Source organism: Marinobacter panjinensis (genome assembly GCF_005298175.1).
Taxonomy (GTDB): Bacteria; Pseudomonadota; Gammaproteobacteria; order Pseudomonadales; family Oleiphilaceae; genus Marinobacter; species Marinobacter panjinensis.
This window is the reverse complement of record NZ_SZYH01000001.1, coordinates 1,803,280-1,826,675: the sequence shown is the minus strand read 5'-3', so window position 1 is coordinate 1,826,675 and position 23,396 is coordinate 1,803,280. Positions and strand designations below refer to the sequence as shown.

Below are 23,396 nucleotides of genomic sequence, written 5' to 3'. Positions count from 1 at the left end.
TGTACAAAACTCTGGCAAACAGGACGTCGTGTGGCTTCTTTCCAACTCAAAGACCGGCTTCAGGAAGCTGAAACCTGGATTCTGGCCAATCCCAACCCACCGCAAAGCTGGCCATGGACCTGGCTGTATAAAACCGGACGTACTGCCTATGCGCTGGGGCGGGACATCATCGCCGGCAACCTGACCCTGCACGCCATGAGTCTGGTCTATACCACCCTGTTGAGCATCGTGCCGCTGCTGGCGCTGAGCTTTTCGGTGCTCAAGGCGCTGGGCGTGCACCAGCGTATGGAGCCCTTCCTGTACCAGTTCTTTGAGCCCATGGGCCCACAGGGCATCGAGATTGCCGAACAGATTCTGGGGTTCGTGGATAATATGAAGGTAGGTGTGCTGGGCTCCGTGGGCCTGGCTCTGCTGGTCTATACCGTGATTTCGCTGGTGCAGAAAATCGAGCGTTCCTTCAATATGATCTGGCGGGTGCCGGATATGCGGTCCATGGCCCAGCGCTTCAGCAACTACCTCAGCGTGATCATGATTGGCCCGCTGCTGATGGTGTCTGCCATAGGCATCAGCGCTACCATTTTCTCGTCGGCGTTTGTCCAGTCGTTGATGGCAGTGGAGCCGTTGGGGGAGGTGGTCATCTTCGCCACCCGATTCACCCCGTTCCTGCTGGTGGTCGGGGCATTCACCTTCGTGTACGTGTTTATTCCAAACACCAGAGTCAAGTTTCGATACGCCTTGATTGGTGGCCTGGTGGCGGGGATTTCCTGGCAGGCTGCGGGAATGCTGTTTGCTTCATTTGTGGCAGGCTCGGCGAAATACGCCGCCATCTATTCCAGTTTCGCCATCGGTATCATCCTGCTTATCTGGCTCTACCTGAACTGGATCATCCTTTTGCTGGGCTCCAGCATCGCATTCTATCTGCAGAATCCCGGCGCAGTCGCCAAGCGCAGCCAGGTAAGGTTATCCCCGGAACTGCAGGAGAATACCGGCCTGGCACTGATGTGGCTGGTGGCAAAACCATTCAGTGAAGGCCGGCCGGCCCCCCAACAGGAAGATCTTGAACATACCCTGCGAGTGCCCGGCGAAGTAACCCGCGGAATCAGCGACAAGCTCATTCGTGCACGACTGCTGGCGTTGGCGGGTCGTAACGGTGACTGCCTGGTTCCGGGCCAGTCGCTGGACCGGATTACCATCGGAGGCGTTCTTGAGGCTATTCGTCACGATGAGGATCGTGTGGTTGACCGTCTGCCTTACCGGATCCCCGAAAGACTCAGAGCCAGAGCGCCAGAGGACGAATCAGTCACTTTCGCCGAATTGCTGAGACAGGAAGCGGAAGGCCCGAAAGAAGCCTAGGCGCGGGTTTTGGCACCGGCCTCAAGAACATCGAGGATGGATTTTCGCACCCGGGTAAACTGCTCACCGGAGATATGAATGATACGCAGCACGTCTCCCTCAGGCATGTTGCGCTGGTGTGCATGCCGCAACACCTCCCGGGTGCCGACAATGATGCCGTCATTAAGTGGGGATTGCTTCTGATTCGGAGCGGGGCGTTCTGCCGCCAGCAGTTGCGCGTGGTACTTGGGTGGAAGATTCCATTCGTTGGCCAGCAACTGTGACGTGGCCCACTGGTAGCGGGAGAGGGCGCTGTGTATCAGTGAGGGCGGCGCCTCTGTCATTCCAGGTTCAGCACGGCAGATTCGCTGCAGCTCTCTTCGCAAGGTGATGTAGGAAAGCGCCGGCAGCAACCCCGCCACAAAAAAGACGCTGGTATCCTGGCCCTGAATCCTGGCAATCAGCTCCGCACTTCGGGCGCAGGTAAGCCCCCAGCGCCAGACCCTCTGGGCGAAAAGGGCTTCGCGGCTGTTTCGGGCCGCCATCATCGGCCGCATGATAGCGGCTGAAATCACGTTGCGAATGCCGTCCAGTCCCAGCAAAAATACGGCCTGATCCACAGAGTCTATGGGCTGGTCGCCGGGCCGGAAATAGGGGCTGTTGGCAACCTGTAGCAATTGGTCGGTCAGTGCCGGATCGTTGAGGATGATCTTTGTCAGATGGTGGCGGTCCGACTTCTCATCGGAGAGAGCCCGCATCAGCATGGGCAGGGTCATGGGTTGGCGTGGTAACTCGTCCAGTTCCTGGTTGGCAATTCGCCCGCGCAGGTTGCCCAGAACGTGCTCCCATTGTCCGGGCTCTGAGCGCAGCGTCGCCGGGGGCGAGTCCAGCAGCCAACAGAACAGGTTTTCTTCCAGCTGGTCGATCAGTGCGGGATCTGTGGCTGAATTGTCATCCACCGGCGCAGATGGATTAAGCAGGCGGGATTCAGGGGTTGAGGCGATGACTGGCTCGTCGGAAGTGAATAGTCCTGAAATCCAGGAAAAAAAGCCTGGCATCCGATGCCTCCGGGAAAAGAATAGTCGCCGGGAAATACATACCCGTACTCTCGGAGTATAGATCCCGGCAGCCGTTATGCCTAGCATAAACCGACATAACTGTCCGTTTTCCGGCGCTAAAAATCAGAGAATCGAGCCGCCGAATACAAAGACCAGCTGGCAGATGCCGGCTGCGAAGCCCAGGAAGGCACCCACCAGTATCAGCTTGATCTCGTCTTCCTGGAAGCAGGGGCGCAGCAGGTCCTGGAACTCTTCCGAGGACAGGGCAATCATGCGTTCAACCATGATGGTTTCCACGGCTCTGGCCCGGTCCGTTTCGAACACCGGGTTGTTGAACGAGCTTCGGGAAATATCGATGGCTTTCTGTCCTACCTGGTTCTTCAGGGTCGCGAATCCTGTTGGCCCAAAGGCCACCTGGGTCAGGGCCTTGCCCATGCCCGCAGTTTCATCCACCAGTGGCTTGATGTGCTTTTTGACCATGTTGCGTGCACGGTCGCCTTTCGGGCCTTCGAGTATGGCGTTGATGATATTACCGACGGTGAGGATTTCATGGGTCACGATGTGGCAAAACGACTCGGCCACTTCCTGCTGGCGCTTGAGGAACAGCCCCTGCAGCCGGACAGGCCCGACTTTCTTCTCATGCAGCGGCCGGAAGATCACGTTCAGTGCGATCCAGTTGGTGGCCCAGCCCACCAGCAAACCAAAGAAGGGCAGCACCCACCAGCTCTGGTAGAAGTACCAGACGGTCATTTGTATCAGGCCGAACAGGAAACCGAAGTAGAAGCCGGAGTTGATGATGAAGCGGAATTCCACTTCGCCACACTCTATAAATATCCGGTTCAGCAAGCGTTTGTCTTTCGCCAGACGTTCGATGACCATGCTCTTGATGTCCAGCAGGTCTTCGATGTTGTCGGATACGTCGCCCACCAGGTTGTCCACCAGTTGCGGCGTGGATTTCCGTACCCGGTCGTAGACCATGTTTCTGGCGGAGGCCGGCAGGTTTTCCCAGAATGTGGGGTGCTCTTTGAGCATCAGTTCATCGACGTATTCTTCGGTGCGGGGTTCGACGGTATAGATGATGTGGGCGGCGAGTACCTTGGGGTCGATCTGCTGGAAGATTTCCCGCACTGTGCCAATTTTGGAGATGGTGGCGTCGACGCTGATGGCGGCCATTTTTCGCGCCTTGGAGGGGATGATGCCCTGCCAGCCCAATAATGGTGGTATGCCGACGAATTCCAGCGGGTAGAAGGTCATCTTGATGGCGAGCCAGTTGGTGGTCCAGCCAATCAGGGCGGCAATGACCGGGATACTGAGGTATTGCCAGAATTCTGGGTTGCTTAGCAGGCTTGTCATCCGGTGTTCGCTTTTTTGCTGGTTATTGGTGATTTGGTGCCTGCTGCATGACGGGGAGGGTTCTCCAAAACACGCTCAAGCACATCCATGTGGCGCTTGAGCTCCGCCATCCATGGCTCCGCACAGTTTTGGAGAACCCTCCCCGTCATGCAGCCCGAATCACGGAGTTGTCTTCCACAGATTCAGCTTTTTACTCGACAGGGATCATGTTGTCAGGCGTCGCTTCTGTCAATGACTTGGCTGCCTGCATGCGACGGCGGCACGGTCGGATATTGTTTAACTGCCGATGTCGCCCCATAGCCACTGGCACAGGGCCATGGCGGCGACCGGCGCGGTTTCGGTTCTGAGGACGCGCGGGCCGAGGGCGACGGGGAGGAAGCCGGCGGTTTCGGCGGCGTTGATTTCGTCCGCGCTGAGGCCGCCTTCAGGGCCGATCATCAGGGCGACCCGGGCGGGTTTGGTCATGGTGTTCAGGGACTGTTCGGTGCGGTGGTGGAGGACCAGGCGCAGGTCACAGTTACCGGTGTGTTCGAACCAGTCCTCCAGGGTCATCACGGGTAATATCTCGGGCACCCGGGCGCGTCCGCATTGTTCGGCGGCGCTGGTGGCGACGGATTGCCAGTGGCGCAGGCGTTTGTCTTCGCGGTCGCCCTTGAGTTTTACGTCGCAGCGTTCGGTGGTCAGGGGCACGATGCGGGTGACGCCCATTTCCACGGCTTTCTGAACGGCGTAGTCCATGCGGTCACCCTTGGAGAGTGTCTGTCCGAGGACGATCTCCAGGGGAGAGTCGGTGGCGTTTTCCATCGGACTGCCAACCCGGACTTCCACCCGTTTTTTGCCCGACTCGGTGATGGTGGCGGGGTAGTCGTTGCCGTCGCCGTTGAACAGCAGCAGTTCCTGGCCCGGCTGCATGCGCAGCACGCGGCCAACATGCTGTGCCGCGTTGTCGTCCAGGTCAGCCGTGGCTCCCTCTTTCAGAGGAGAGTCGGTGTAGATACGAGGGATGCGCATGGTGTGTTGGTCAGTCCCGTACTGCGATTTCGATGCCTTCAGTGGCCACCTGGGCCAAGTGGCGGATCTGTTCTTCGGTGATCACATAAGGGGGCATAAAGTAGACCACATTGCCCAGCGGCCGCAACAGCGATTGTCGGGTGAGGGCGTGCTGGTATACCCGGATGCCGCGGCGCTCCTGCCAGGGGAAAGGCTCCTTGGTGGCCTTGTTCTTGACCATTTCCACCGCCAGGGTCATGCCGTGCTGGCGGATGTCGCCAACGTTGGGATGGTCCGCCAGGTGGGCCACGGAGTCGGCCATGCAGGTGCTCAGGCGCTTGTTGTTCTCGATCACATTGTCGTCGCGGAAGATGTCCAGGGTCGCCAGGGCAACGGCGCAGCCGATGGGGTTGCCGGTGTAGCTGTGGCTGTGCAGGAACGCCTTCAGGGTTTCATAGTCGTCGTAGAAAGCGTTATAGACCTTATCGGTGGTGAGCACCACGGACAGCGGCAGGTAGCCGGCGGTCAGGCCTTTGGACAGGCACATGAAGTCCGGCGTAATGCCGGACTGCTCGCACGCAAACAGGGTACCGGTGCGGCCGAATCCCACGGCAATCTCGTCGGCGATCAGGTGCACGCCATACCGGTCACAGGCTTCACGCAGTTTGGTGTGGTAAATGGGGTGGTGCATGCGCATGCCACCGGCGCACTGGATCAGGGGCTCCACCACCACGGCGCAGATTTCATCGTGTTTTTCTGCGAGCAGCGCCTCCATGGCCTCGAACTGCCGCAGGGCGTATTCCTCGTCAGTTTCACCCGGCTCCTTGTTGAAGGCGTCCGGAGAGGGCGCCGTCAGCACTTCCATCAATAACGGCTGATAGGTGTCCTTGTAGAGTGAAACATCGCCCAGGGCCAGGGCGCCCAGGGTTTCTCCGTGATAACTGTTGCTCAGGTTCACGAAGTTTTTCTTGCCCGGCTTGCCGTGGTTTTTCCAGTAATGGAAGCTCATCTTGAGCGCCGCTTCGATCGCGGAAGAGCCGTTGTCGGCGTAAAAGCACTTGTTGAGGCCTTCCGGGGTCACTTCAATAAGCCGTTCTGACAGGTTTACCACAGGCTCGTGGGTAAATCCGGCCAGGATCACATGCTCCAGCTGGCCGATCTGTTCCTGAATCGCGGCGTTGATTCGCGGATTGGCGTGACCGAACAGGTTGACCCACCAGGAGCTCACCGCGTCAATGTAACGGTTGTTCTCGAAATCCTCGAGCCAGACGCCTTCACCACGCTTGATCGGAACCAGTGGCAAAGTTCCTTCATGGTCTTTCATCTGGGTGCAGGGATGCCATACGGATTTAAGGCCGCGGGCGACGAGGTCAGCATTACGCATGATAAATCTCCGTCAGACGCTCAGGTTATGAATTCTCGGCGGTTAACCTGTGCGGATATTACAGTTAACAGCGGCCGCTGACCACTGTGCCAACCACCAATGACCGGTGGGCCAATGTGCCTGCAGCACGCCTTGCCCACAATCGGGTCATTCATTCACGGAGGCCGTTATGGAACTGGAACTGAGACATTCATACGATGCTGGCCTGGAGCGGGTGCTGGGCGCCTTCTTCGACGAAGCCCACATCCACGAGAAAAACCAGCGACTGGGTTCCCGTAACGTGCGGGTACCGGAACTGAGCCGCGATGAGCTATCGGCGAAGGTTGTGGTGGAACGGGAAATGATGGCCTCAACCGAGGTGCCCGGTATTCTCTCCGGCTTTCACCGGGAGTGGAACCGGGTGCGGCAGGAAGAGCACTGGCTCCGCAAGGACGACGGCGAATGGCATTGCGAATTCCGGGTGCGGATCGAGGGCGTTCCGGCAAAAATCAAGGGCAACATGCGGCTTCAGGGCACAGACCGGGCCTGTATCAACTACGTCACGCTGAATGTCCTGTGCGAAGTGCCACTGCTGGGCAAGAAGATTGCCCGGTTTCTGGCGGATGATTCCCATACCAAGATCGAGAAGGAGTACAGAATCACCCGCCAGTTGCTCTAGAGCGCGTGACGGGTGAGATGATCAGTGCGACAGCACCCGGCTCAGGAACGACTGGGTACGCTCATTCTGCGGGTTGTCGAACACATCCGCCGGCTTGCCTTCCTCGACAATCTGGCCTTCGTGGATGTAGATCACGCGGTCGGCGACTTCCCGGGCGAAGCCCATCTCGTGAGTGACCACCATCATGGTCATGCCTTCCCTGGCCAGTTCCCGTATAACATCCAGCACTTCGCCGATCATTTCCGGGTCCAGCGCCGAGGTGGGTTCGTCGAACAGCATCAGTCTGGGTTCCATGGCCAGCGCACGGGCAATGGCTACCCGCTGTTGCTGGCCGCCGGACAGATGGGTGGGGTACTTGTCTGCCTGGCTGGCAATGTCCACGCGGTTCAGCAACCGCTCTGCGGTCGCATTGGCGATGGTCTGGGGAGTGTCCTTGACCTTCATGGGTGCCAGCATGATGTTTTTCTTCACGGTGAGGTGCGGGAAGAGATTGAACTGCTGGAATACCATGCCCACTTCCTTGCGGATTTCCGCCAGGGCTTTCGGATTGCCGCTTTTCGGCGCAAGCTCATTGCCGTCCACGATCAGCTTGCCGGATTCAAACTCTTCCAGGCCGTTGACGCAGCGGATGAGCGTGGATTTGCCGGAGCCACTGGCGCCGATAATCACCACCACTTCGCCGGCTTCAACGGTAAGGTCGATTTCCTTGAGGACATGCAGGGTACCGAAGTACTTGTTTAAGCCCCGCATTTGCACGATCTGAGTCATGGGTACCTATCCTTCAGACAGAAGCCAGTCCGCGCCGCTCGATGTAGCGGAGCACGAGAGAGAGGGAGAGGGTAATCGCGAGGTACATGAGCGCCACCACGAAGTAGACCTCGAAGGCGGTAAAGGTATTGGCGATATACACCTGGCCCTGACGAACCAGCTCACCCACACCGATGACCGAGAACAGGGAGGTGTCCTTGATGCTCACGATCGCCTGGTTGCCCAGTGGCGGGATCATGCGGCGGAAAGCCTGGGGCCAGATGATCGACCAGAAGGTCTGGGATCGCGACAACCCGAGCGACAGGCCCGCTTCGGTCTGGCCCTTGTCGATAGACTGCACGCCGCCCCGGACAACTTCCGAGATGTAGGCGCCAGAGTTCAGGGCAATGGCTGCGATACCGGCGGTCAGCGGGTCAATCGGGCCGCCCACCAGATCGGGCAAACCATAGAAGATGAACAGCACCTGAACCAGGATCGGGGTGCCGCGAAAAATTTCGATGTAGGCAGTGGCAGGCCAGCGCAAGAACCACTTTTTATTGATACTCAGCAAGCCGAAAATGATGCCGAGAACAAAGCCGATGGCAAGGCCGCCAAAGGAAATAAGAAGCGTGTAGGGAATACCTTTAAGCAGGTAAGGAATCGAGTTGATGGCAGCCTGCCAGTCAAACTGAAACTGGAATTCCACAGTGGATGTCTCCGTTGGATGGGGAGTTGCCAGCCGGGGCATTGTGCGCCCCGGCTGTGGTTCTCAGTTTTACTTGTCTTCCGGCAGGGGGCCGAACCACTTCTCGTAGATTTCCTTGTAGGTGCCGTCTTCCTTGATCTCAGCCAGGGCGTCATTGACGTCGTCCACCCATTCGCTGCCTTTCTTGAGCGCGATGCCGTATTGCTGGCCTTCATAAAGCTTGCCAACGGTTTTCACCTTGCCTTCGCCTCGGGTCTTGGCGAAGTAGCCAACGTTGGGCGCGTCATAGAAAACCGCGTCAACAGCGCCTGACATCAGAGACATGTACATGTCGGAGCTGCCCGGATACGGCGTTACGCCGTCGTCTTCGTCCAGGGTTTTCACCAGGTAGTCGTAACTGGTGCTGCCAATTTTGGTGCCGATTTTCTTGCCTTCGAGGTCAGAAATCTCTTCGACCTCATCGTTGTCCTGGCGCACCATAATCCGCAGGCCGGAATCGTAATACGGGTCGGAGAAATCGACGATTTCCCCACGCTCTTCGGTGATAGTGATGCCTGCGATGGCGATATCCACGTTACCGGTCTGCAGGGCAGGAATGATGCCGTTGAAGTCCATGGTGTTCAGGTCGATCTCAAAGCCGGCACGCTCTGCTACTTCGCGGATGATCTCCATGTCGAAGCCGATCATCTCACCGGTTTCCTGATCCATCATCTCAAAAGGTACGAAGCTGGGGTCGGTGACGACACGCAGGGTCTCTGCACTGACGGTTCCTGCGGCCACGGTGAATGCCAGCGTTGCGCCAACCGTTTTAATCCATTTGGTGCTCATACAATCTCCCGTTTTTGCTTTTGTTGCCCGTGCACCTGGTGGAGTGCTCCGGAAATGCAGGCTGATCAAGCCAGTTCTCCCCGGGGGCAGTTAATGGAACTGCAACTTTTATACTTTAGACCATTAACCGGAGAAATGCAGGAAATCAAATGGTTGGGTGGGGGTAATTCAGGGGGGAGGTAGGAGGAATTTGTCGGATTACGGCCCTTTCGGGCCTAATCCGACCTACGGTTTACTGCAAAATTGTCGGTATTGGAATGTAGGTCGGATTAGGCCCGCAGGGCCGTAATCCGACACAAAAAACCGCCATCAAAACGCAATCTTCTCCCGCTCACCAAGCCCCAGGTTCTTCCAGATACTGACACTGGGCTCCGCCTGGTTCAGGGTATAGAAGTGCAACCCCGGCGCCCCGGCGGCGAGCAACTTTTCGCACATGCGGGTGACCACTTCCTCGCCGAACTTGCGGATGCTGTCGCTGTCGTCGCCGTAGGCTTCCAACTGCTTGCGGATCCATCGGGGGATTTCCGCGCCGCACATGTCGGAGAAGCGGGTCAGGTTGGAGAAGTTGACGATGGGCATGATGCCCGGCACCACCGGAATGGTAACGCCCATTTTTTCCAGCCGGTCAATAAAGTAGAAGTAGCTGTCCGCGTTGAAGAAGTACTGTGTGATGGCGCTGTTGGCGCCGGCTTCGACCTTGCGGGCGAAGTTCTTCAGGTCATCTTCCGCGGTCCGGGCCTGGGGATGGAATTCCGGGTAGGCCGCTACTTCAATATTAAAGGTATCGCCGCTGTGCTCGCGAATGAATGTCACCAGCTCATTGGCGTAGCGCAGCTCACCGGCCGCACCCATGCCGGAGGGCATATCGCCCCGCAGGGCGACGATGCGGTTGATGCCGTTTTCACGGTACACGTCCAGCAGTTCTGCAATGCTGTCGCGGGTGGCGCCCACACAGGACAGGTGCGGTGCCGTGGACACGCCCCGCTTGTGCAGGTCCAGCACCGTTTGCACGGTGCGGTCCCGGGTGGAGCCGCCAGCGCCAAAGGTGACAGAGAAGAAATCTGGGTCAACCTCTGCCAGCGTGTTGCGAACGCCCTGCAGCTTTTCCCAGCCCTTGTCGGTCTTGGGTGGGAAAAACTCAAAGCTGAAGCGGCGCTTGAACTGTTTCTGGGTTTCCATGCTGCTACTACCTGATCAGTACTTGTAACTTTCCGGCTTGTACGGGCCTTCGACCGGTACACCAATGTAACTCGCCTGCTCCGGCGTCATCTTGGTGATCACGCCACCAAAACCTTCCACCATGGCGCGGGCCACTTCTTCGTCGAGGTGCTTGGGCAGAACCTGAACGTAGATGCCCTTCTCACGGGCGTCTTCCGGCAGATCGGCAAACTTGCGCTCGAACAGGTACATCTGCGCCAGCACCTGGTTGGCGAACGAGCCATCCATGATCCGTGACGGGTGGCCGGTAGCGTTACCCAGGTTCACCAGGCGGCCTTCGGACAGCAGGATCAGGTGGTCGTTGGTGGCCTTGTCGCGATACACCACGTGTACCTGCGGTTTGACCTCGTCCCACTCCCAGTTCTTGCGCATGTAGGCGGTATCAATCTCGTTGTCGAAGTGTCCGATGTTGCACACCACGGCACCGGTCTTCAAAGCCTTGAGCATGTTGGCATCACACACGTTCATGTTGCCGGTGGTGGTTACCAGCAAATCGGTATTCTGCAGCAACGCCTTGTCCACGCCGGCTTCGGTGCCGGTGTTCACGCCGTCGAGGTACGGAGACACCACTTCGAAACCGTCCATGCACGCCTGCATGGCACAGATCGGGTCGGCTTCGGTGATCTTGACGATCATGCCTTCCTGGCGCAGGGAAGCGGCAGAGCCCTTGCCCACGTCACCGTAACCGATCACCAGCGCTTTCTTGCCGGCCATCAGGTGGTCGGTAGCGCGCTTGATGGCGTCGTTCAGGCTGTGGCGACAGCCGTACTTGTTGTCGTTCTTGGACTTGGTCACGGCATCGTTAACGTTGATGGCCGGCACCTTCAGCTTGCCGTCCCGCATCATTTCCTGCAGACGATGTACGCCGGTAGTGGTTTCCTCGGTCACACCGTGGCATTTGGCCAGGACTTCCGGGTACTTCTCGTGCAGCAGCGCCGTCAGGTCGCCGCCGTCATCCAGGATCATGTTGGGTTCCCAGCCTTCCACGTCGGCACCGACGGTACGCTCGAGACACCAGTCGTACTCTTCGTCGGTTTCGCCTTTCCAGGCAAACACGGGAATGCCACGCTCAGCGATGGCCGCTGCAGCCTGGTCCTGGGTGGAGAAGATGTTGCACGATGACCAGCGCACGTTGGCGCCCAGTTCGATCAGGGTTTCAATCAATACAGCGGTCTGGATGGTCATGTGGATACAACCCATGACATTGGCGCCTTTCAGCGGCTGCTCACCCCTGTACTTTTCACGGAGCTTGATCAGCGCTGGCATTTCGCCTTCAGCGATGTTGATCTCTTTACGCCCCCAGGCCGCCAGTGAAATATCACGGACCTTGAAGTCATCGGACTGGTTCAGTTTTTCTGCTGGAGTGCTCATGGTGTTGCTCCTGTCGTTTCTTTGGCCTCGGTGGTTGTTTCCGTGGCCTCTCAATTCGGTGTGTCGGCGGTGGGGGAATTCTCTCCCCGGAAACGCTACGAGCACATCCATGTGCGCTTGAGGTCGGCCATCCATGGCCTCCCACATTCCGGGGAGAGAATCCCCCCACCGCCTCGTTCAAATTTTGGTGATCGCCGTCTTTGTACGACCAAGGCCATCAAATTGGCCTTTAAAACCGTCTCCGTCGAAATCTCAGCGGGAGACATAAAACGTTCATTTAGCTTGTCTAGAGAAGCCCTCACCAAATGCGAAGCGGTGGTGAGGGACCCCTTTCATGGACTGTGGGAGGCCAGGGATGGCCGACCCCAAGCGCACACGGACGTGCTTGTAGCGTGTCCATGAAAGGGTTACCTCAGCGCCGCCACCCCATCAGTAGCGGGCTAACCCAAATCCAAATCCAAATTAAATACCAGCGGCATCCTTAAGAAGGTCCGCCCGATCCGTCTTCTCCCATGGGAAGGAGGTAAAGGTCTTGCCACCAACGGTCATCTCAACCGGCTCGCGACCAAAGTGGCCATAGGCCGCTGTTGCACGGTACATCGGGTGGAGCAGGTCCAGCATGTTGGTGATGGCGTACGGCCGCAGGTCGAAGTTCTGGCGGATCAGTTCGATGATCTTGTCGTCGCTGATCTTGCCGGTGCCGAAGGTGTTCAGGGAGATCGATGTTGGCTGCGCCACGCCGATGGCGTAGGACACCTGGATCTCACACTTCTCCGCCAGGCCAGCGGCAACAATGTTCTTGGCAACGTAACGGCCGGCGTAAGCCGCGGAGCGGTCCACCTTGGACGGGTCCTTGCCAGAGAAGGCGCCGCCACCGTGGCGGGCCATGCCGCCGTAAGTGTCGACGATGATCTTGCGACCGGTCAGGCCACAGTCACCTACCGGGCCGCCGATGACGAACTTGCCGGTGGGGTTGATGTGGAACTGGGTGTCCTTGTGCAGAAGTTCTGCCGGAAGCGCGTTCTTGACGATCAGTTCCATCACCGCTTCTTTCAGGTCCGCCTGGGTGACGTCCGGGTCGTGCTGGGTGGACAGCACCACGGCGTCGATACCGGAAACCTTGCCGTTTTCGTAGCGGCAGGTGACCTGGCTTTTCGCATCCGGGCGCAGCCATGGCAGCAGGCCACTCTTGCGGGCTTCGGCCTGGCGCTGGACCAGGCGGTGCGAGAAGGTGATCGGGGCCGGCATCAGCACGTCGGTTTCGTTGCTGGCGTAGCCGAACATCAGGCCCTGGTCGCCGGCGCCCTGGTCTTCCGGCTTCTTGCGGTCAACGCCCTGGGCGATGTCCACGGACTGCTTGCCGATGATGTTGATAATGCCGCAGGTGTCGCCGTCGTAGCCCACGTCGGACGAGGTGTAACCGATGTCCTTGATGACTTCCCGGACCAGGTCTTCCAGATCAACCCAGGAGCTGGTGGTGATTTCCCCGCCGATAATGGCAACGCCGGTTTTCACCATGGTTTCACAGGCAACCCGGGCGTGGGGGTCGTCCACGAGGATGGCGTCGAGTACGGCATCAGAAATCTGGTCTGCCAGTTTGTCAGGATGGCCTTCAGAGACCGATTCGGAGGTAAAGACGCTGTAATCAGACATAGGGTTGCTCCTCTGTGAGCGTTGCAAATTCGCGCCGGCGTCGGGTGTTTGCTTTCTGCCGGCTGTTTCAATGTCGCTATCGTAAATCAGTTTTCAGAGTCTGCATAATTCTATATCAAAAAAAATTGATACAGTTTTTATTTCTTGCCTTCAGGCAGACTCCGGGTTTTTCCAGAATTCTCTTACCTGCACCTGGAATCCGTTGCGGAGGCCGATAAACAAAGACTCACCAGCAATCAGGCCGGCTTCTGCGGCCCAGCTGGTGAGTTCTTCCGGTTCGAAGCCCAGCCAAAGATCGCCGCAGGCTTCCTTGGCCCAGTCCTGGTCGTGGCTGCACAGGTCGCTGATCATCAGGCAGCCGCCGGTTTTCATCAGTGCTGCGGCGTCCAGAAAGATATCAGCCGGGCTGGGCACGTGGTGTAGCACCATATTGGCCACCACCAGGTCGAAATCGTCCCCCCGGGCAAGCAGGTTGTCGGTCACGCCTTCGATCAGGTCGACGTTGTTCAGACGCTCGTCGATGCAGGTGCGGGAGGCTTTGGCAAGCATGTCTCGGGAGTTGTCCAGGGCCACCACGTGCTCGCAGATGGCCGACAGCACCGGCAGGAATGCACCTTCGCCGGGGCCGATTTCCAGGGCGGTTTTCCAGTCATGCCGGGTGGAGCGGTTGCGGATCAGGTTGGCCACCGGTTCGGCGTACAACTCGAACGCGGCAATCAGCTCCTGTTGCTCGCGGAATTTTTCCGCATAGCGGGCGAAGAAAGCCTGGGATTGGTCAGCACGCTGGTTACGGATGGCCTCGATTTTTCCCTGCAGGTGTTGTGGCAGGGGGATACGATCGACCGTTTCAAATACCTGGCGAATGGTCTGGTCGGTGAGCTTGTCGCTCTCCAGGTTCAGGGGGCGCCGGTAGAAGATGGCGTTGCCCTCGCGCTGGGGTTCCAGCAGACCGGCCTTGTGCATCACTTTGAGGTGGTGGCTCATACCGGACTGGCGCATATCGAACAACTGGCTCAGTTCCAGAACGCCAAAGGTGTCCCGGCGCAACACACGCAGGATTTCAAGGCGCAACGGGTCACCGCTCGCTTTGAAAATCGGTGCCAGGGCGTCCATTGAGGACAGGTCATTTGCGTGCGTGGTTATGGATGTCATGGAGAGAAGTTTAGGGGTGTCTGTCCGGCCAATCAATATCTATATCAAAATAAATTGATATAGAGTTAGATCTAATTGAAAAGTCAGCCAAAATTTCTGTCATCAATAAGCGCCACAGAGAACAGGCGTAAAAAGAGTGACGCCGATTTGCCCCGGTGGTCACTAATCGGCGAAAATACGCGCCTTCTTTTTAACTGTTCACCTTTTTGCCGACCAATACTGGAGAAACGTCAATGCCATCTCGCACAGATCTCGCCAACGCCATTCGCGCGCTGAGCATGGATGCGGTTCAGAAAGCCAAATCCGGCCACCCGGGCGCGCCCATGGGTATGGCGGACATCGCCGAGGTACTCTGGAATGATTTCCTCAGCCACAATCCGGCCAACCCCAAGTGGGCCAATCGTGACCGTTTTGTGCTGTCCAATGGCCACGGCTCCATGCTGCAGTACTCCCTGTTGCACCTGACTGGCTATGACGTCTCCATTGATGACATCAAGAACTTCCGTCAACTGCACTCCAAAACCCCGGGTCACCCGGAGTACGGCTACACGCCGGGTGTAGAAACCACCACCGGTCCGTTGGGGCAGGGTATTGCCAACGCGGTTGGCTTTGCACTGGCGGAGAAGGCCCTGGGCGAGCAGTTCAACCGCCCCGGCCACAACATTGTTGATCACTACACCTATGCGTTCCTGGGCGATGGCTGCCTGATGGAGGGTATCTCCCACGAAGTGTCCTCCCTTGCCGGCACCCTGGGCCTGGGCAAGCTGGTTATGTTCTATGACGACAATGGCATTTCCATTGATGGCGAGGTCGACGGCTGGTTTACCGACGACACCCCCAAGCGTTTTGAATCCTACGGTTGGCAGGTGATTCCCGAGGTTGATGGCCATAACCCGGAAGCGGTCCGCAGTGCCATTGAAGCGGCCCGGGCCAACACGTCCCAGCCCACCCTGATCTGCTGCAAGACCATTATCGGTTTCGGCTCCCCCAACAAGCAGGGCACCGAAGCCTGTCACGGCGCCGCGCTGGGTGAAGATGAAGTCGCCCTGACCCGCGAAAAGCTGGGCTGGAACCACGGTGCCTTTGAAATTCCGTCAGAAATCTATGGCGCCTGGGATGCCCGCGAGAAGGGTGCGGCTGCTCAGTCCGAGTGGGAGCAGGCCTTCGCTGCTTACGAGAAGGCCGAGCCGGAACTCGCTGCCGAGTTCAAGCGCCGTATGGCCGGTGAGCTGCCAGCGGACTTCTCGGAGAAGGCCCAGGCCTACATCCAGGAGTGTCAGGACAAGGGCGAGACCGTCGCCAGCCGCAAGGCTTCCCAGAACACCCTGAACGCCTATGGCCCACTGCTGCCGGAACTGCTGGGCGGCTCCGCTGACCTTGCCGGCTCCAACCTCACCATCTGGAATGGCAGCAAGCCGGTGACCAAAGAGGATGCCAGCGGTAACTACATTTACTACGGCGTTCGCGAATTCGGCATGGCCGCCATCATGAACGGCATTGCCCTGCACGGTGGCTTTGTGCCTTATGGCGCCACCTTCCTGATCTTCATGGAGTACTGCCGCAACGCCGTGCGCATGGCAGCCCTGATGAAGCAACGCTCCATCTATGTCTTCACCCACGACTCCATCGGCCTCGGCGAAGACGGTCCCACGCACCAGCCCATCGAACAGCTGGCCAGCCTGCGCACCACGCCGAACATGAGCACCTGGCGCCCGGCCGACACGGTGGAATCCGCTGTTGCCTGGAAAGCTGCACTTGAGCGCACCGACGGCCCGACGGCCCTGGTGTTCTCCCGGCAGGGACTACCCCATCAGGATCGTGACGCGACCCAGCTGCAGAACGTGGCCAAAGGTGGCTACATTCTGTCCGACAGCGAAGGCACTCCGGATCTGATCCTGATTGCCACCGGTGGCGAGCTCGGGCTGGCTCAGGACGCGGCAGCTGCACTGCGGGAGAAAGGAAGCAAGGTGCGCGTGGTTTCCATGCCGAGCACGGACACCTTTGATGCCCAGAGCGCGGCCTACAAGCAGGAAGTCCTGCCACTGGAAGTGACCAACCGCGTTGCCATCGAAGCCGGCATCGAAGACTACTGGTACAAGTACGTTGGCCTGGACGGCCGCATTGTGGGCATGAGCACCTTCGGTGAGTCCGCACCTGCGGGCGAGCTGTTCAAGGAGTTCGGATTTACTGTCGACAACGTGATCGCCGTCGCCGGGGAGCTGCTGGAAGCCTGATGAGTACCGCTGCACCGCATCGCATCGCCATCAATGGGTACGGCCGTATCGGCCAGTGTGTCCTGCGGGCGCTCTATGAGAACGGTTTTCGCGACCACCTGCAGGTGGTCGCGATTAACGAGCTGGCGGATATCGACACCATTGCCCACCTCACCCGCTACGACTCCACCCATGGTCGATTTCAGGGTGAGATAAGGGTCGAGGGCGATTCCCTGGTGGTGAACGGTGACCAGATCTGCGTGGTTCGCCATCCCGAGGCTTCGGAATTGCCATGGGATGAACTGGGCGTGGATCTGGTGCTGGAGTGCTCCGGTGCCTTCACCGACCGGGCCACGGCGGAGCAACACCTGAACGCCGGTGCTGCCCGCCTGCTGTTTTCACAGCCGGCCGAATCCGACGTGGATCGCACGGTGGTTTATGGCGTAAACCAGGACCAGTTAACCGAAACGGACCGCATCGTGGCTGCAGCCTCCTGCACCACCAACTGCCTGGTGCCGGTCATCCAGATACTGGATGAGGCCCTGGGTGTGGAGCAGGGGAGCACCACCACCATTCACGCCGCGATGAATGACCAGCCGGTTATTGATGCCTACCATCACCAGGACCTGCGCCGCACCCGCAGCGCCCTGCACAACATTGTTCCCGTGGACACCGGCCTGGCCAAAGGCATCGAACGCCTGCTTCCCCATATGGAAGGCAGGTTCAGCTCCGTGGCCATGCGCGTGCCCACCATGAACGTGTCGGCCATCGATATGGTAGTGAACGTTCGGCAAAGCACTTCTGTGGAGGCGGTGAATAACCTGTTAAAAAACGCCGCCCGTGGCCCGTTGAAGCACATTCTGGGCTACACCGATGAGCTGCTGGCCAGCTCCGATTTTAACCACGACGCCCATTCCGGAATCGTGGACGGGGGCCAGACGCGGGTAACCGGCGGCACCATGGTAAAGGTGCTGTGCTGGTTTGATAACGAGTGGGGGTTCGCAAATCGGATGCTGGACGTCAGCCATTGCTGGTTGAAGAAAACCAGCGGCTGATTGTCGGATTACGGCTTTGCCTAATCCGACCTACAACCGACCTACGACCGACCACCCGTAGGTCGGATTAGGCGAAGCCGTAATCCGACACCCAACCACGACCCAAACGCAAAAGATCTGATCAAAGGAAGAATGTTATGGCCATCAAGAGAATGACCGATCTGGACCTCGCCGGTAAGCGGGTACTGATCCGTGAAGATCTGAACGTACCGGTAAAAAATGGTGAAGTGTCCAGCGACGCCCGCATCCGCGCCTCGCTGCCCACCATCAAGGCCGCAAAAGACGCCGGCGCCAGGGTTATGCTGATGTCCCACCTGGGTCGCCCGGAAGAAGGCGTTTACGACGAAGCTTCCTCCATGAAGCCGGTGGCCGATCACCTCGGCAAGTTGCTGGGCCAGGACGTGCGCCTGATCACCGATTACCTGGACGGCGTTGAAGTAGCCGACGGCGAAGTGGTTCTGTTTGAAAACGTGCGCTTCAACAAGGGCGAGAAGAAAGACGACGAAGAGCTCGCCAAAAAGTACGCCGCCCTGTGCGATGTGTATGTAATGGACGCCTTCGGCACCGCCCATCGCGCCCAGGCCTCAACCCATGGTGTTGCCCGTTTCGCGCCCGAAGCCTGCGCCGGCCCGCTGCTGGCGGCCGAACTGGAAGCACTCGGCAAGGCCCTGGACAACCCGGTCAAGCCCGTGGTCGCCATTGTCGGCGGCTCCAAAGTATCCACCAAGCTGGACGTGCTGAACGCCCTGGAAAAAGTCTGCGACTCGATCATCGTCGGTGGCGGTATCGCCAACACCTTCCTGGCAGCTGCCGGTCACCCGGTAGGCAAATCCCTGTGCGAACACGACCTGATCGACACCGCCCGGGAAATCGCCTCCCGCGTTAAAATCCCGCTGCCAGTGGATGTCGTGGTCGCCAGCGAATTCTCGGAAACCGCGACCGCCACCACCAAGAACATCTCCGACGTCAGTGATGACGACATGATCCTCGATGTTGGTCCGGAAACCGCTGGCCAGTTCGCTGATTTGCTGAAAAATGCCAAAACCATCCTCTGGAATGGCCCGGTTGGCGTCTTCGAATTCGACCAGTTCAGCAACGGCACCCAGTCCCTGGCGAAAGCCATCGCTGAAAGCGATGCTTTCTCATTGGCTGGCGGTGGTGATACTGTCGCCGCCGTTGACAAGTACGGTGTAAGTGACAAAATCTCGTACATTTCCACCGGCGGCGGTGCCTTCCTGGAATTCGTGGAAGGAAAAACGCTACCGGCCGTCGCCGTTCTAGAAGAACGCGGCGAATAGCAGATAGTTGAATCGCAAGGAGGGCCGAGAAGCCCTACCGGGACCGTCAAAAACATGGATGTTTTTGTCGAGCGTACAGGGACGTATTCACAGCGTGTTCCGGTAGGGCTTCTCGGCCCTCCGCAGCAGACTCCAGATCTGAAAGTCTGCCAGAGACATTTAATTAATTGAGGAGACAACCCCATGGCCCTGATTTCGATGCGGCAACTGCTGGACCACGCCGCCGAGCATGGTTACGGTGTGCCGGCTTACAACGTGAACAACCTTGAGCAGATGCGCGCGATCATGGAGGCGGCCGATAAAACCGACTCTCCGGTGATTGTTCAGGCCTCTGCCGGCGCCCGCAAATACGCTGGTGCGCCGTTCCTGCGTCACCTCATTCTGGCGGCCATTGAGGAGTTTCCCCATATTCCGGTGGTCATGCACCAGGACCATGGCACCAGCCCGTCTGTGTGCCAGCGTTCCATCCAGCTGGGATTCAGTTCGGTGATGATGGACGGCTCGTTGGGTGAAGACGGTAAGACTCCGACGGACTACGAGTACAACGTCGATGTCACCCGCCGCACTGTGGAAATGGCGCATGCCTGTGGCGTCTCCGTAGAAGGCGAACTGGGTTGCCTGGGCTCCCTGGAAACCGGCCAGGCCGGTGAAGAAGACGGCATTGGCGCCGAAGGCACCCTGGATCACAGCCAGATGCTGACCGACCCGGAAGAAGCCGCGGATTTCGTCAAGAAAACCCACGTGGATGCCCTGGCCATCGCCATTGGCACCAGCCACGGCGCCTACAAGTTCACCCGTCCACCGACCGGTGACATCCTGGCCATCGACCAGATCAAGGCCATCCACGCCCGCATTCCGGATACTCACCTGGTGATGCACGGCTCCAGCTCCGTACCCCAGGAGTGGCTGAAGATCATCAACGAATACGGTGGTGCAATTCCCGAGACCTACGGTGTGCCGGTTGAGGAAATCGTGGAAGGCATCAAGCACGGTGTTCGCAAGGTCAACATCGACACCGACCTGCGTCTTGCCAGCACCGGTGCAACCCGCCGCTTTCTGGCCCAGAATCCCGCCGAGTTCGACCCGCGCAAGTTCCTGAAGGAAACCATGAAGGCAATGACGGAAGTCTGCGTTGCCCGCTACGAAGCCTTCGGAACTGCCGGCAACGCCAGCAAGATCAAACCGGTTAACCTCGAGCGCATGTTTGAGCGTTACGCTTCTGGCGAGTTGGACCCCAAGGTCAAGTAAACGTTGTAGTCAGGGTCTTTCCAGTGTCGCCGAGCCCGTACCCGGGCTCGCGACTACCGGTTCGTACCCTGGCAGCTTCACATCGATGGGCGGCTCTTCCGAGTGCCACTCGGCCGTCCATTCCACTTTGTGTGAACCAGCTGCGTCCGGCCTTACGCTGACGGAGACAGTGCCAAAGCCTGTGGGCGCTGGGCCGAAGCTGATGGTCTCGTTCTGTTCCAGCCAGCGCTCGGGTATACCACCGCAGAGTACCAGGCGTTCCCCTTCTTCCCGCACAAAACAGTTGCGCACCATCAGCACCCATTCGGCTGACGCCCAGACGTGGTGGCCGTCTCCCATGCAGCCTCCCAGGGTGCCGGGATGGATGGCTTCGGGCCACTGGCCAGTAGGCGAAGCCAGTTCGGCCACTGAATCCATCAGCTGGAGATAGCGGGAATCTCCCGCCCGCAGAAGCACCTGAGCCACGTGCAGGGTCAGGTAGGCGTTCAGGCCGGAGTGAATCATGTCCTGGTAAAAGGCCCCATCGACGAAACACCGCTCCAGCAGAAATTCAGCGCAGTCCAGCAGGCGTGGATCATCGGGAGCACAGAGCTGGGTCGGGTAACCCGCCGCCAGGGAGCCTATGGCGCCCGCATCCAGGCGCCGGTAAGGGGAGGCTGGCATGCCTGGCCGCTTCAAACGCGTCTGGCAGCGCTCAAGGCTGCGGTCGACTGCCTTCGTAAAATCGACCGCATCTTCCCGGAAAGCCCGGCTGTCTTCCGGGCTGTCGACCGCCAGCATGTCCGCAGCGGCATTAAGCCCCGCGATGCCCCAGAAGTCATCCCAGTAATAGTAATCATTCGGGCCCAAGTGCTCTGCGCTGAAACCTGCTGGCAGTAGCCCCGCGTGGGGCGCTTCGGTTTCCTTGCGCAGGCGCTTGTTGGTAATCCACCGGGCGCCACGACTTATGGGGTCATGCCAGTGTTTTTCCGGGCGACGACCCGTCAGGTCAAAAAAGCGTTTGAGTATCCAGAGTACTTCTCCGTTGGCGTCCCACTCGCCCTCCTGGGAGCGGAAATAACCGCGACTGGTCTGGCGTTGGGGGAAGCGGGACAGGGCCCGCTTAGCCCGTCCGGTCAGTCCGATGCACAGTAACGCGTTGATGATGAAGGCCGCATCGCGGAACCAGAACCGCTTGTAGGTGAATGGGCCGGGATAGACATCGTCCGGAGAGTGGAGGATCAGGGACGCAACCGCAGCATCATAGAGAAACTGGTAGTGAGGTTCGGGACACACAAGGCGGGCGTGGCCTTCCCGTTCTGTCTGCCAGGCATCGGCCAGGGGTAGCCGTGCCCGGGTGTCGCTCAGGGGAATGCTGGCGGTGATTTCGCGGGTTTCCCCGGCCTTCACGGAAAACAGCGCTGCCGCGGTGGCCATGCCCACATCACAGACGCCCTCGGTCTGGTCCTCGCGGTCGGTCAAATGAATGTGCACGTCACCGTTCCGGTAATCCGAGACATGGTGCCGCTCGGCAGGAGCGCTGAAGGTGACTGAGCGATCGCCCTCCACCGTCCAGGCATCCCGGTCTTTCGAGAGACTGACGCGGTTTATGAAACTCACTCCCTCGGGATTGGACGGCCGCAGTGCCAGCACCAGTGAACCGGCTACCTGCGACTTGGCCCGCAGCCGGAATTTGCACACCGGAACGCCGGATTCCAGCTCCACCCAGGCTTTGCTGCCGAGTTCCAGGCCGTCCATGGATGACTCGGTATTGACGCTGATCACCTCGCCCACATCCTGCCACTGGCGTGAATCCTTTACCCGTGAGGGCAGCAGGCAGCGGCCGTCTTCAGCCAGCAGCCAGCCGTCCAGTGACCAGCTGTCGAAAAACGGTGTCAGCAGGCCCCTCGGGTCCACGATTGGCAGTTCGTCGCAGTCGGGGTGCCCCACTGCCGTCCAGTTCCGGTTGCTGAGGTTGATATGGGTAATGGAAAACGCCCGGGGAATGAACGAAGGATCCTTTGGGTCAAACTGCCGCTCAATCCAGTAGGGCCAGACCCAGTCCAGATTGTGCTGGATAACCCGGCTGTTGATCAGGCCCCGGGCGTGGAAAACCACACCGGCCCGTAGCAGCTCGATGGGTTCGCCGACTTCCGAAGGCTGGGCAAATCCATGGAGTCTGGAGAGCAGGGCGATGGGGTCCAGAAAGCCGTGTTTGCGGGCGACGGTTTTAACCACGAAACGCCAGGGTAGCCATTTCATCCAGGTCACTGTTTGATCTCCAGGCTGTGCTCTTCGTCAGCGTATTTGGACAGGGCGCGGCGGGCGAGGATGTTGAGATAAATGACAGCGGCCAGGGTGCCGGCGAACCCGGCGCCGTATATGGCCCACTCCAGAGGGGAGCGGCCGGTCTCCCGCACTCCCAGAACGGTCAGGTCGGCTGCGATAGACCCCAGGTAAACGTTGTGAAGCGAGAAAGGTATGAAACCTATGGCGGAACCTCCGACAAAGCCACGAAACGAAAATCGGGTCAGGCCGAAGAAATAGTTTGAAAGCTTGCTGGGAAAAAACGGAATCAGCCGGGTCAGAAGCACGATTTTCCAGCCATGGGGCGTCAGCTCATTGCTCATCAGCCGCAGGCGTGCTCTGGCCATCACAAATTCTTTTGCCCGTTCGCCAAAAAGATGCCGGGCTATCAGGAAAGCCAGGGAAGCCCCCAACACCGTCCCGGTGACCACATACACGGTGCCTTCCATCACCCCGAATACGAAGCCCGCGCCAGTGGTAAACAAAACGCCGGGCAGCAGGGCAACCACAGTGACCGTCATCAGCAGAATGAATAACAGGGCAGCCCAGGCGCCCTGGTCTTCAAACCACTGAAGCATGACCACGACCCGTTCATGGATCCCCAGGGAATAGAGGATCGCAAGAATAACACCCACAAAAGCGATGCTGGCCAGCATCCCGAGTATGGGAGAACGTTTCCAGCCGGCCCTTCGCTCCAGATCTGCTTTTTGGGTAATGGGAGATCACCTCCTGTAACGGAAACGAAAATAAGGGGCACATCTTGCCTGAAATGTTTCTCATCTCTCATCAAGCCTAGATAGGCCAGGGGGTGAAAACAAGCGGACAACCATGGCCAGACAACTGATA

The 23,396-nt window shown here is 58.8% G+C and carries 19 protein-coding genes; 6 read left to right on the top strand and 13 right to left on the bottom strand.

Annotated elements, in window-relative coordinates; genetic code table 11:
* Positions 1–30: 30 nt before the first annotated feature.
* Positions 31–1,353 (top strand): YihY/virulence factor BrkB family protein, encoded by a 1,323-nt coding sequence (locus FDP08_RS08410; RefSeq protein ID WP_137435524.1) that lies wholly within the window; start codon positions 31–33, stop codon positions 1,351–1,353.
* Here the strand turns inward: FDP08_RS08410 and FDP08_RS08405 are convergent.
* From FDP08_RS08405 to FDP08_RS08390, 4 genes are all read right to left on the bottom strand, one after another.
* Positions 1,350–2,390: an HDOD domain-containing protein gene (locus FDP08_RS08405; RefSeq protein WP_137435523.1), complete on the bottom strand. Its 1,041-nt coding sequence runs from the start codon at positions 2,388–2,390 to the stop codon at positions 1,350–1,352. The genes FDP08_RS08410 and FDP08_RS08405 overlap by 4 nt on opposite strands.
* A 123-nt stretch (positions 2,391–2,513) precedes the next feature.
* The gene (locus FDP08_RS08400; protein ID WP_137435522.1) at positions 2,514–3,743 is read right to left on the bottom strand and encodes a DUF445 domain-containing protein; all 1,230 of its coding nucleotides are present in this window, start codon (positions 3,741–3,743) and stop codon (positions 2,514–2,516) included.
* Between the two features lie 276 nt (positions 3,744–4,019).
* Positions 4,020–4,754, bottom strand: coding sequence for a 16S rRNA (uracil(1498)-N(3))-methyltransferase (locus FDP08_RS08395; protein WP_137435521.1), 735 nt, complete (start codon positions 4,752–4,754; stop codon positions 4,020–4,022).
* Positions 4,755–4,764: 10 nt separating this feature from the next.
* Entirely contained in the window at positions 4,765–6,117 is a 1,353-nt protein-coding gene (locus FDP08_RS08390; protein WP_137435520.1) for an adenosylmethionine--8-amino-7-oxononanoate transaminase, read from the bottom strand.
* 169 nt (positions 6,118–6,286) lie between these two features.
* On the opposite strand from FDP08_RS08390, the gene FDP08_RS08385 reads away from it, so the two are divergent.
* Entirely contained in the window at positions 6,287–6,775 is a 489-nt protein-coding gene (locus FDP08_RS08385; RefSeq protein ID WP_137435519.1) for a DUF2505 domain-containing protein, read from the top strand.
* Between the two features lie 21 nt (positions 6,776–6,796).
* On the opposite strand, the gene FDP08_RS08380 is transcribed toward FDP08_RS08385, so the two are convergent.
* From FDP08_RS08380 to FDP08_RS08350, 7 genes are all read right to left on the bottom strand, one after another.
* Positions 6,797–7,543: an amino acid ABC transporter ATP-binding protein gene (locus FDP08_RS08380; protein ID WP_137435518.1), complete on the bottom strand. Its 747-nt coding sequence runs from the start codon at positions 7,541–7,543 to the stop codon at positions 6,797–6,799.
* Positions 7,544–7,556: 13 nt separating this feature from the next.
* Entirely contained in the window at positions 7,557–8,228 is a 672-nt protein-coding gene (locus FDP08_RS08375; RefSeq protein ID WP_137435517.1) for an amino acid ABC transporter permease, read from the bottom strand.
* A gap of 69 nt (positions 8,229–8,297) precedes the next feature.
* On the bottom strand, positions 8,298–9,056 hold the full coding sequence (locus FDP08_RS08370) for a transporter substrate-binding domain-containing protein (RefSeq protein ID WP_137435516.1): 759 nt from the start codon (positions 9,054–9,056) through the stop codon (positions 8,298–8,300).
* A 309-nt stretch (positions 9,057–9,365) separates the two neighbouring features.
* The gene (gene metF, locus FDP08_RS08365) at positions 9,366–10,235 is read right to left on the bottom strand and encodes a methylenetetrahydrofolate reductase [NAD(P)H] (RefSeq protein WP_137435515.1); all 870 of its coding nucleotides are present in this window, start codon (positions 10,233–10,235) and stop codon (positions 9,366–9,368) included.
* A gap of 15 nt (positions 10,236–10,250) precedes the next feature.
* Positions 10,251–11,645 carry an adenosylhomocysteinase gene (gene ahcY / locus FDP08_RS08360; protein ID WP_137435514.1) on the bottom strand — a complete coding sequence of 465 codons (1,395 nt, stop codon included), beginning with the start codon at positions 11,643–11,645 and terminating at the stop codon, positions 10,251–10,253.
* A gap of 462 nt (positions 11,646–12,107) precedes the next feature.
* Positions 12,108–13,298: a methionine adenosyltransferase gene (gene metK, locus FDP08_RS08355; protein WP_137435513.1), complete on the bottom strand. Its 1,191-nt coding sequence runs from the start codon at positions 13,296–13,298 to the stop codon at positions 12,108–12,110.
* A 150-nt stretch (positions 13,299–13,448) separates the two neighbouring features.
* The gene (locus tag FDP08_RS08350) at positions 13,449–14,450 is read right to left on the bottom strand and encodes a metalloregulator ArsR/SmtB family transcription factor (RefSeq protein WP_137435512.1); all 1,002 of its coding nucleotides are present in this window, start codon (positions 14,448–14,450) and stop codon (positions 13,449–13,451) included.
* A gap of 233 nt (positions 14,451–14,683) precedes the next feature.
* On the opposite strand from FDP08_RS08350, the gene tkt reads away from it, so the two are divergent.
* The 4 genes from tkt to fba all read left to right on the top strand — a co-directional run bounded on the left by tkt (position 14,684) and on the right by fba (position 20,264).
* The gene (gene tkt, locus FDP08_RS08345) at positions 14,684–16,684 is read left to right on the top strand and encodes a transketolase (protein WP_137435511.1); all 2,001 of its coding nucleotides are present in this window, start codon (positions 14,684–14,686) and stop codon (positions 16,682–16,684) included.
* On the top strand, positions 16,684–17,718 hold the full coding sequence (gene gap / locus FDP08_RS08340) for a type I glyceraldehyde-3-phosphate dehydrogenase (RefSeq protein WP_137435510.1): 1,035 nt from the start codon (positions 16,684–16,686) through the stop codon (positions 17,716–17,718). Before tkt ends, gap begins: the two co-directional genes overlap by 1 nt.
* Before the next feature lie 137 nt (positions 17,719–17,855).
* Entirely contained in the window at positions 17,856–19,016 is a 1,161-nt protein-coding gene (locus FDP08_RS08335; RefSeq protein WP_137435509.1) for a phosphoglycerate kinase, read from the top strand.
* 183 nt (positions 19,017–19,199) lie between these two features.
* Positions 19,200–20,264 (top strand): class II fructose-bisphosphate aldolase, encoded by a 1,065-nt coding sequence (fba, locus tag FDP08_RS08330; protein WP_137435508.1) that lies wholly within the window; start codon positions 19,200–19,202, stop codon positions 20,262–20,264.
* Between the two features lie 9 nt (positions 20,265–20,273).
* On the opposite strand, the gene FDP08_RS08325 is transcribed toward fba, so the two are convergent.
* Together FDP08_RS08325 and FDP08_RS08320 are read right to left on the bottom strand one after the other, a co-directional pair.
* Positions 20,274–22,514 (bottom strand): hypothetical protein, encoded by a 2,241-nt coding sequence (locus tag FDP08_RS08325; protein WP_137435507.1) that lies wholly within the window; start codon positions 22,512–22,514, stop codon positions 20,274–20,276.
* Entirely contained in the window at positions 22,511–23,206 is a 696-nt protein-coding gene (locus FDP08_RS08320) for a TVP38/TMEM64 family protein (RefSeq protein ID WP_137435506.1), read from the bottom strand. Before FDP08_RS08320 ends, FDP08_RS08325 begins: the two co-directional genes overlap by 4 nt.
* Positions 23,207–23,396 lie beyond the last annotated feature (190 nt).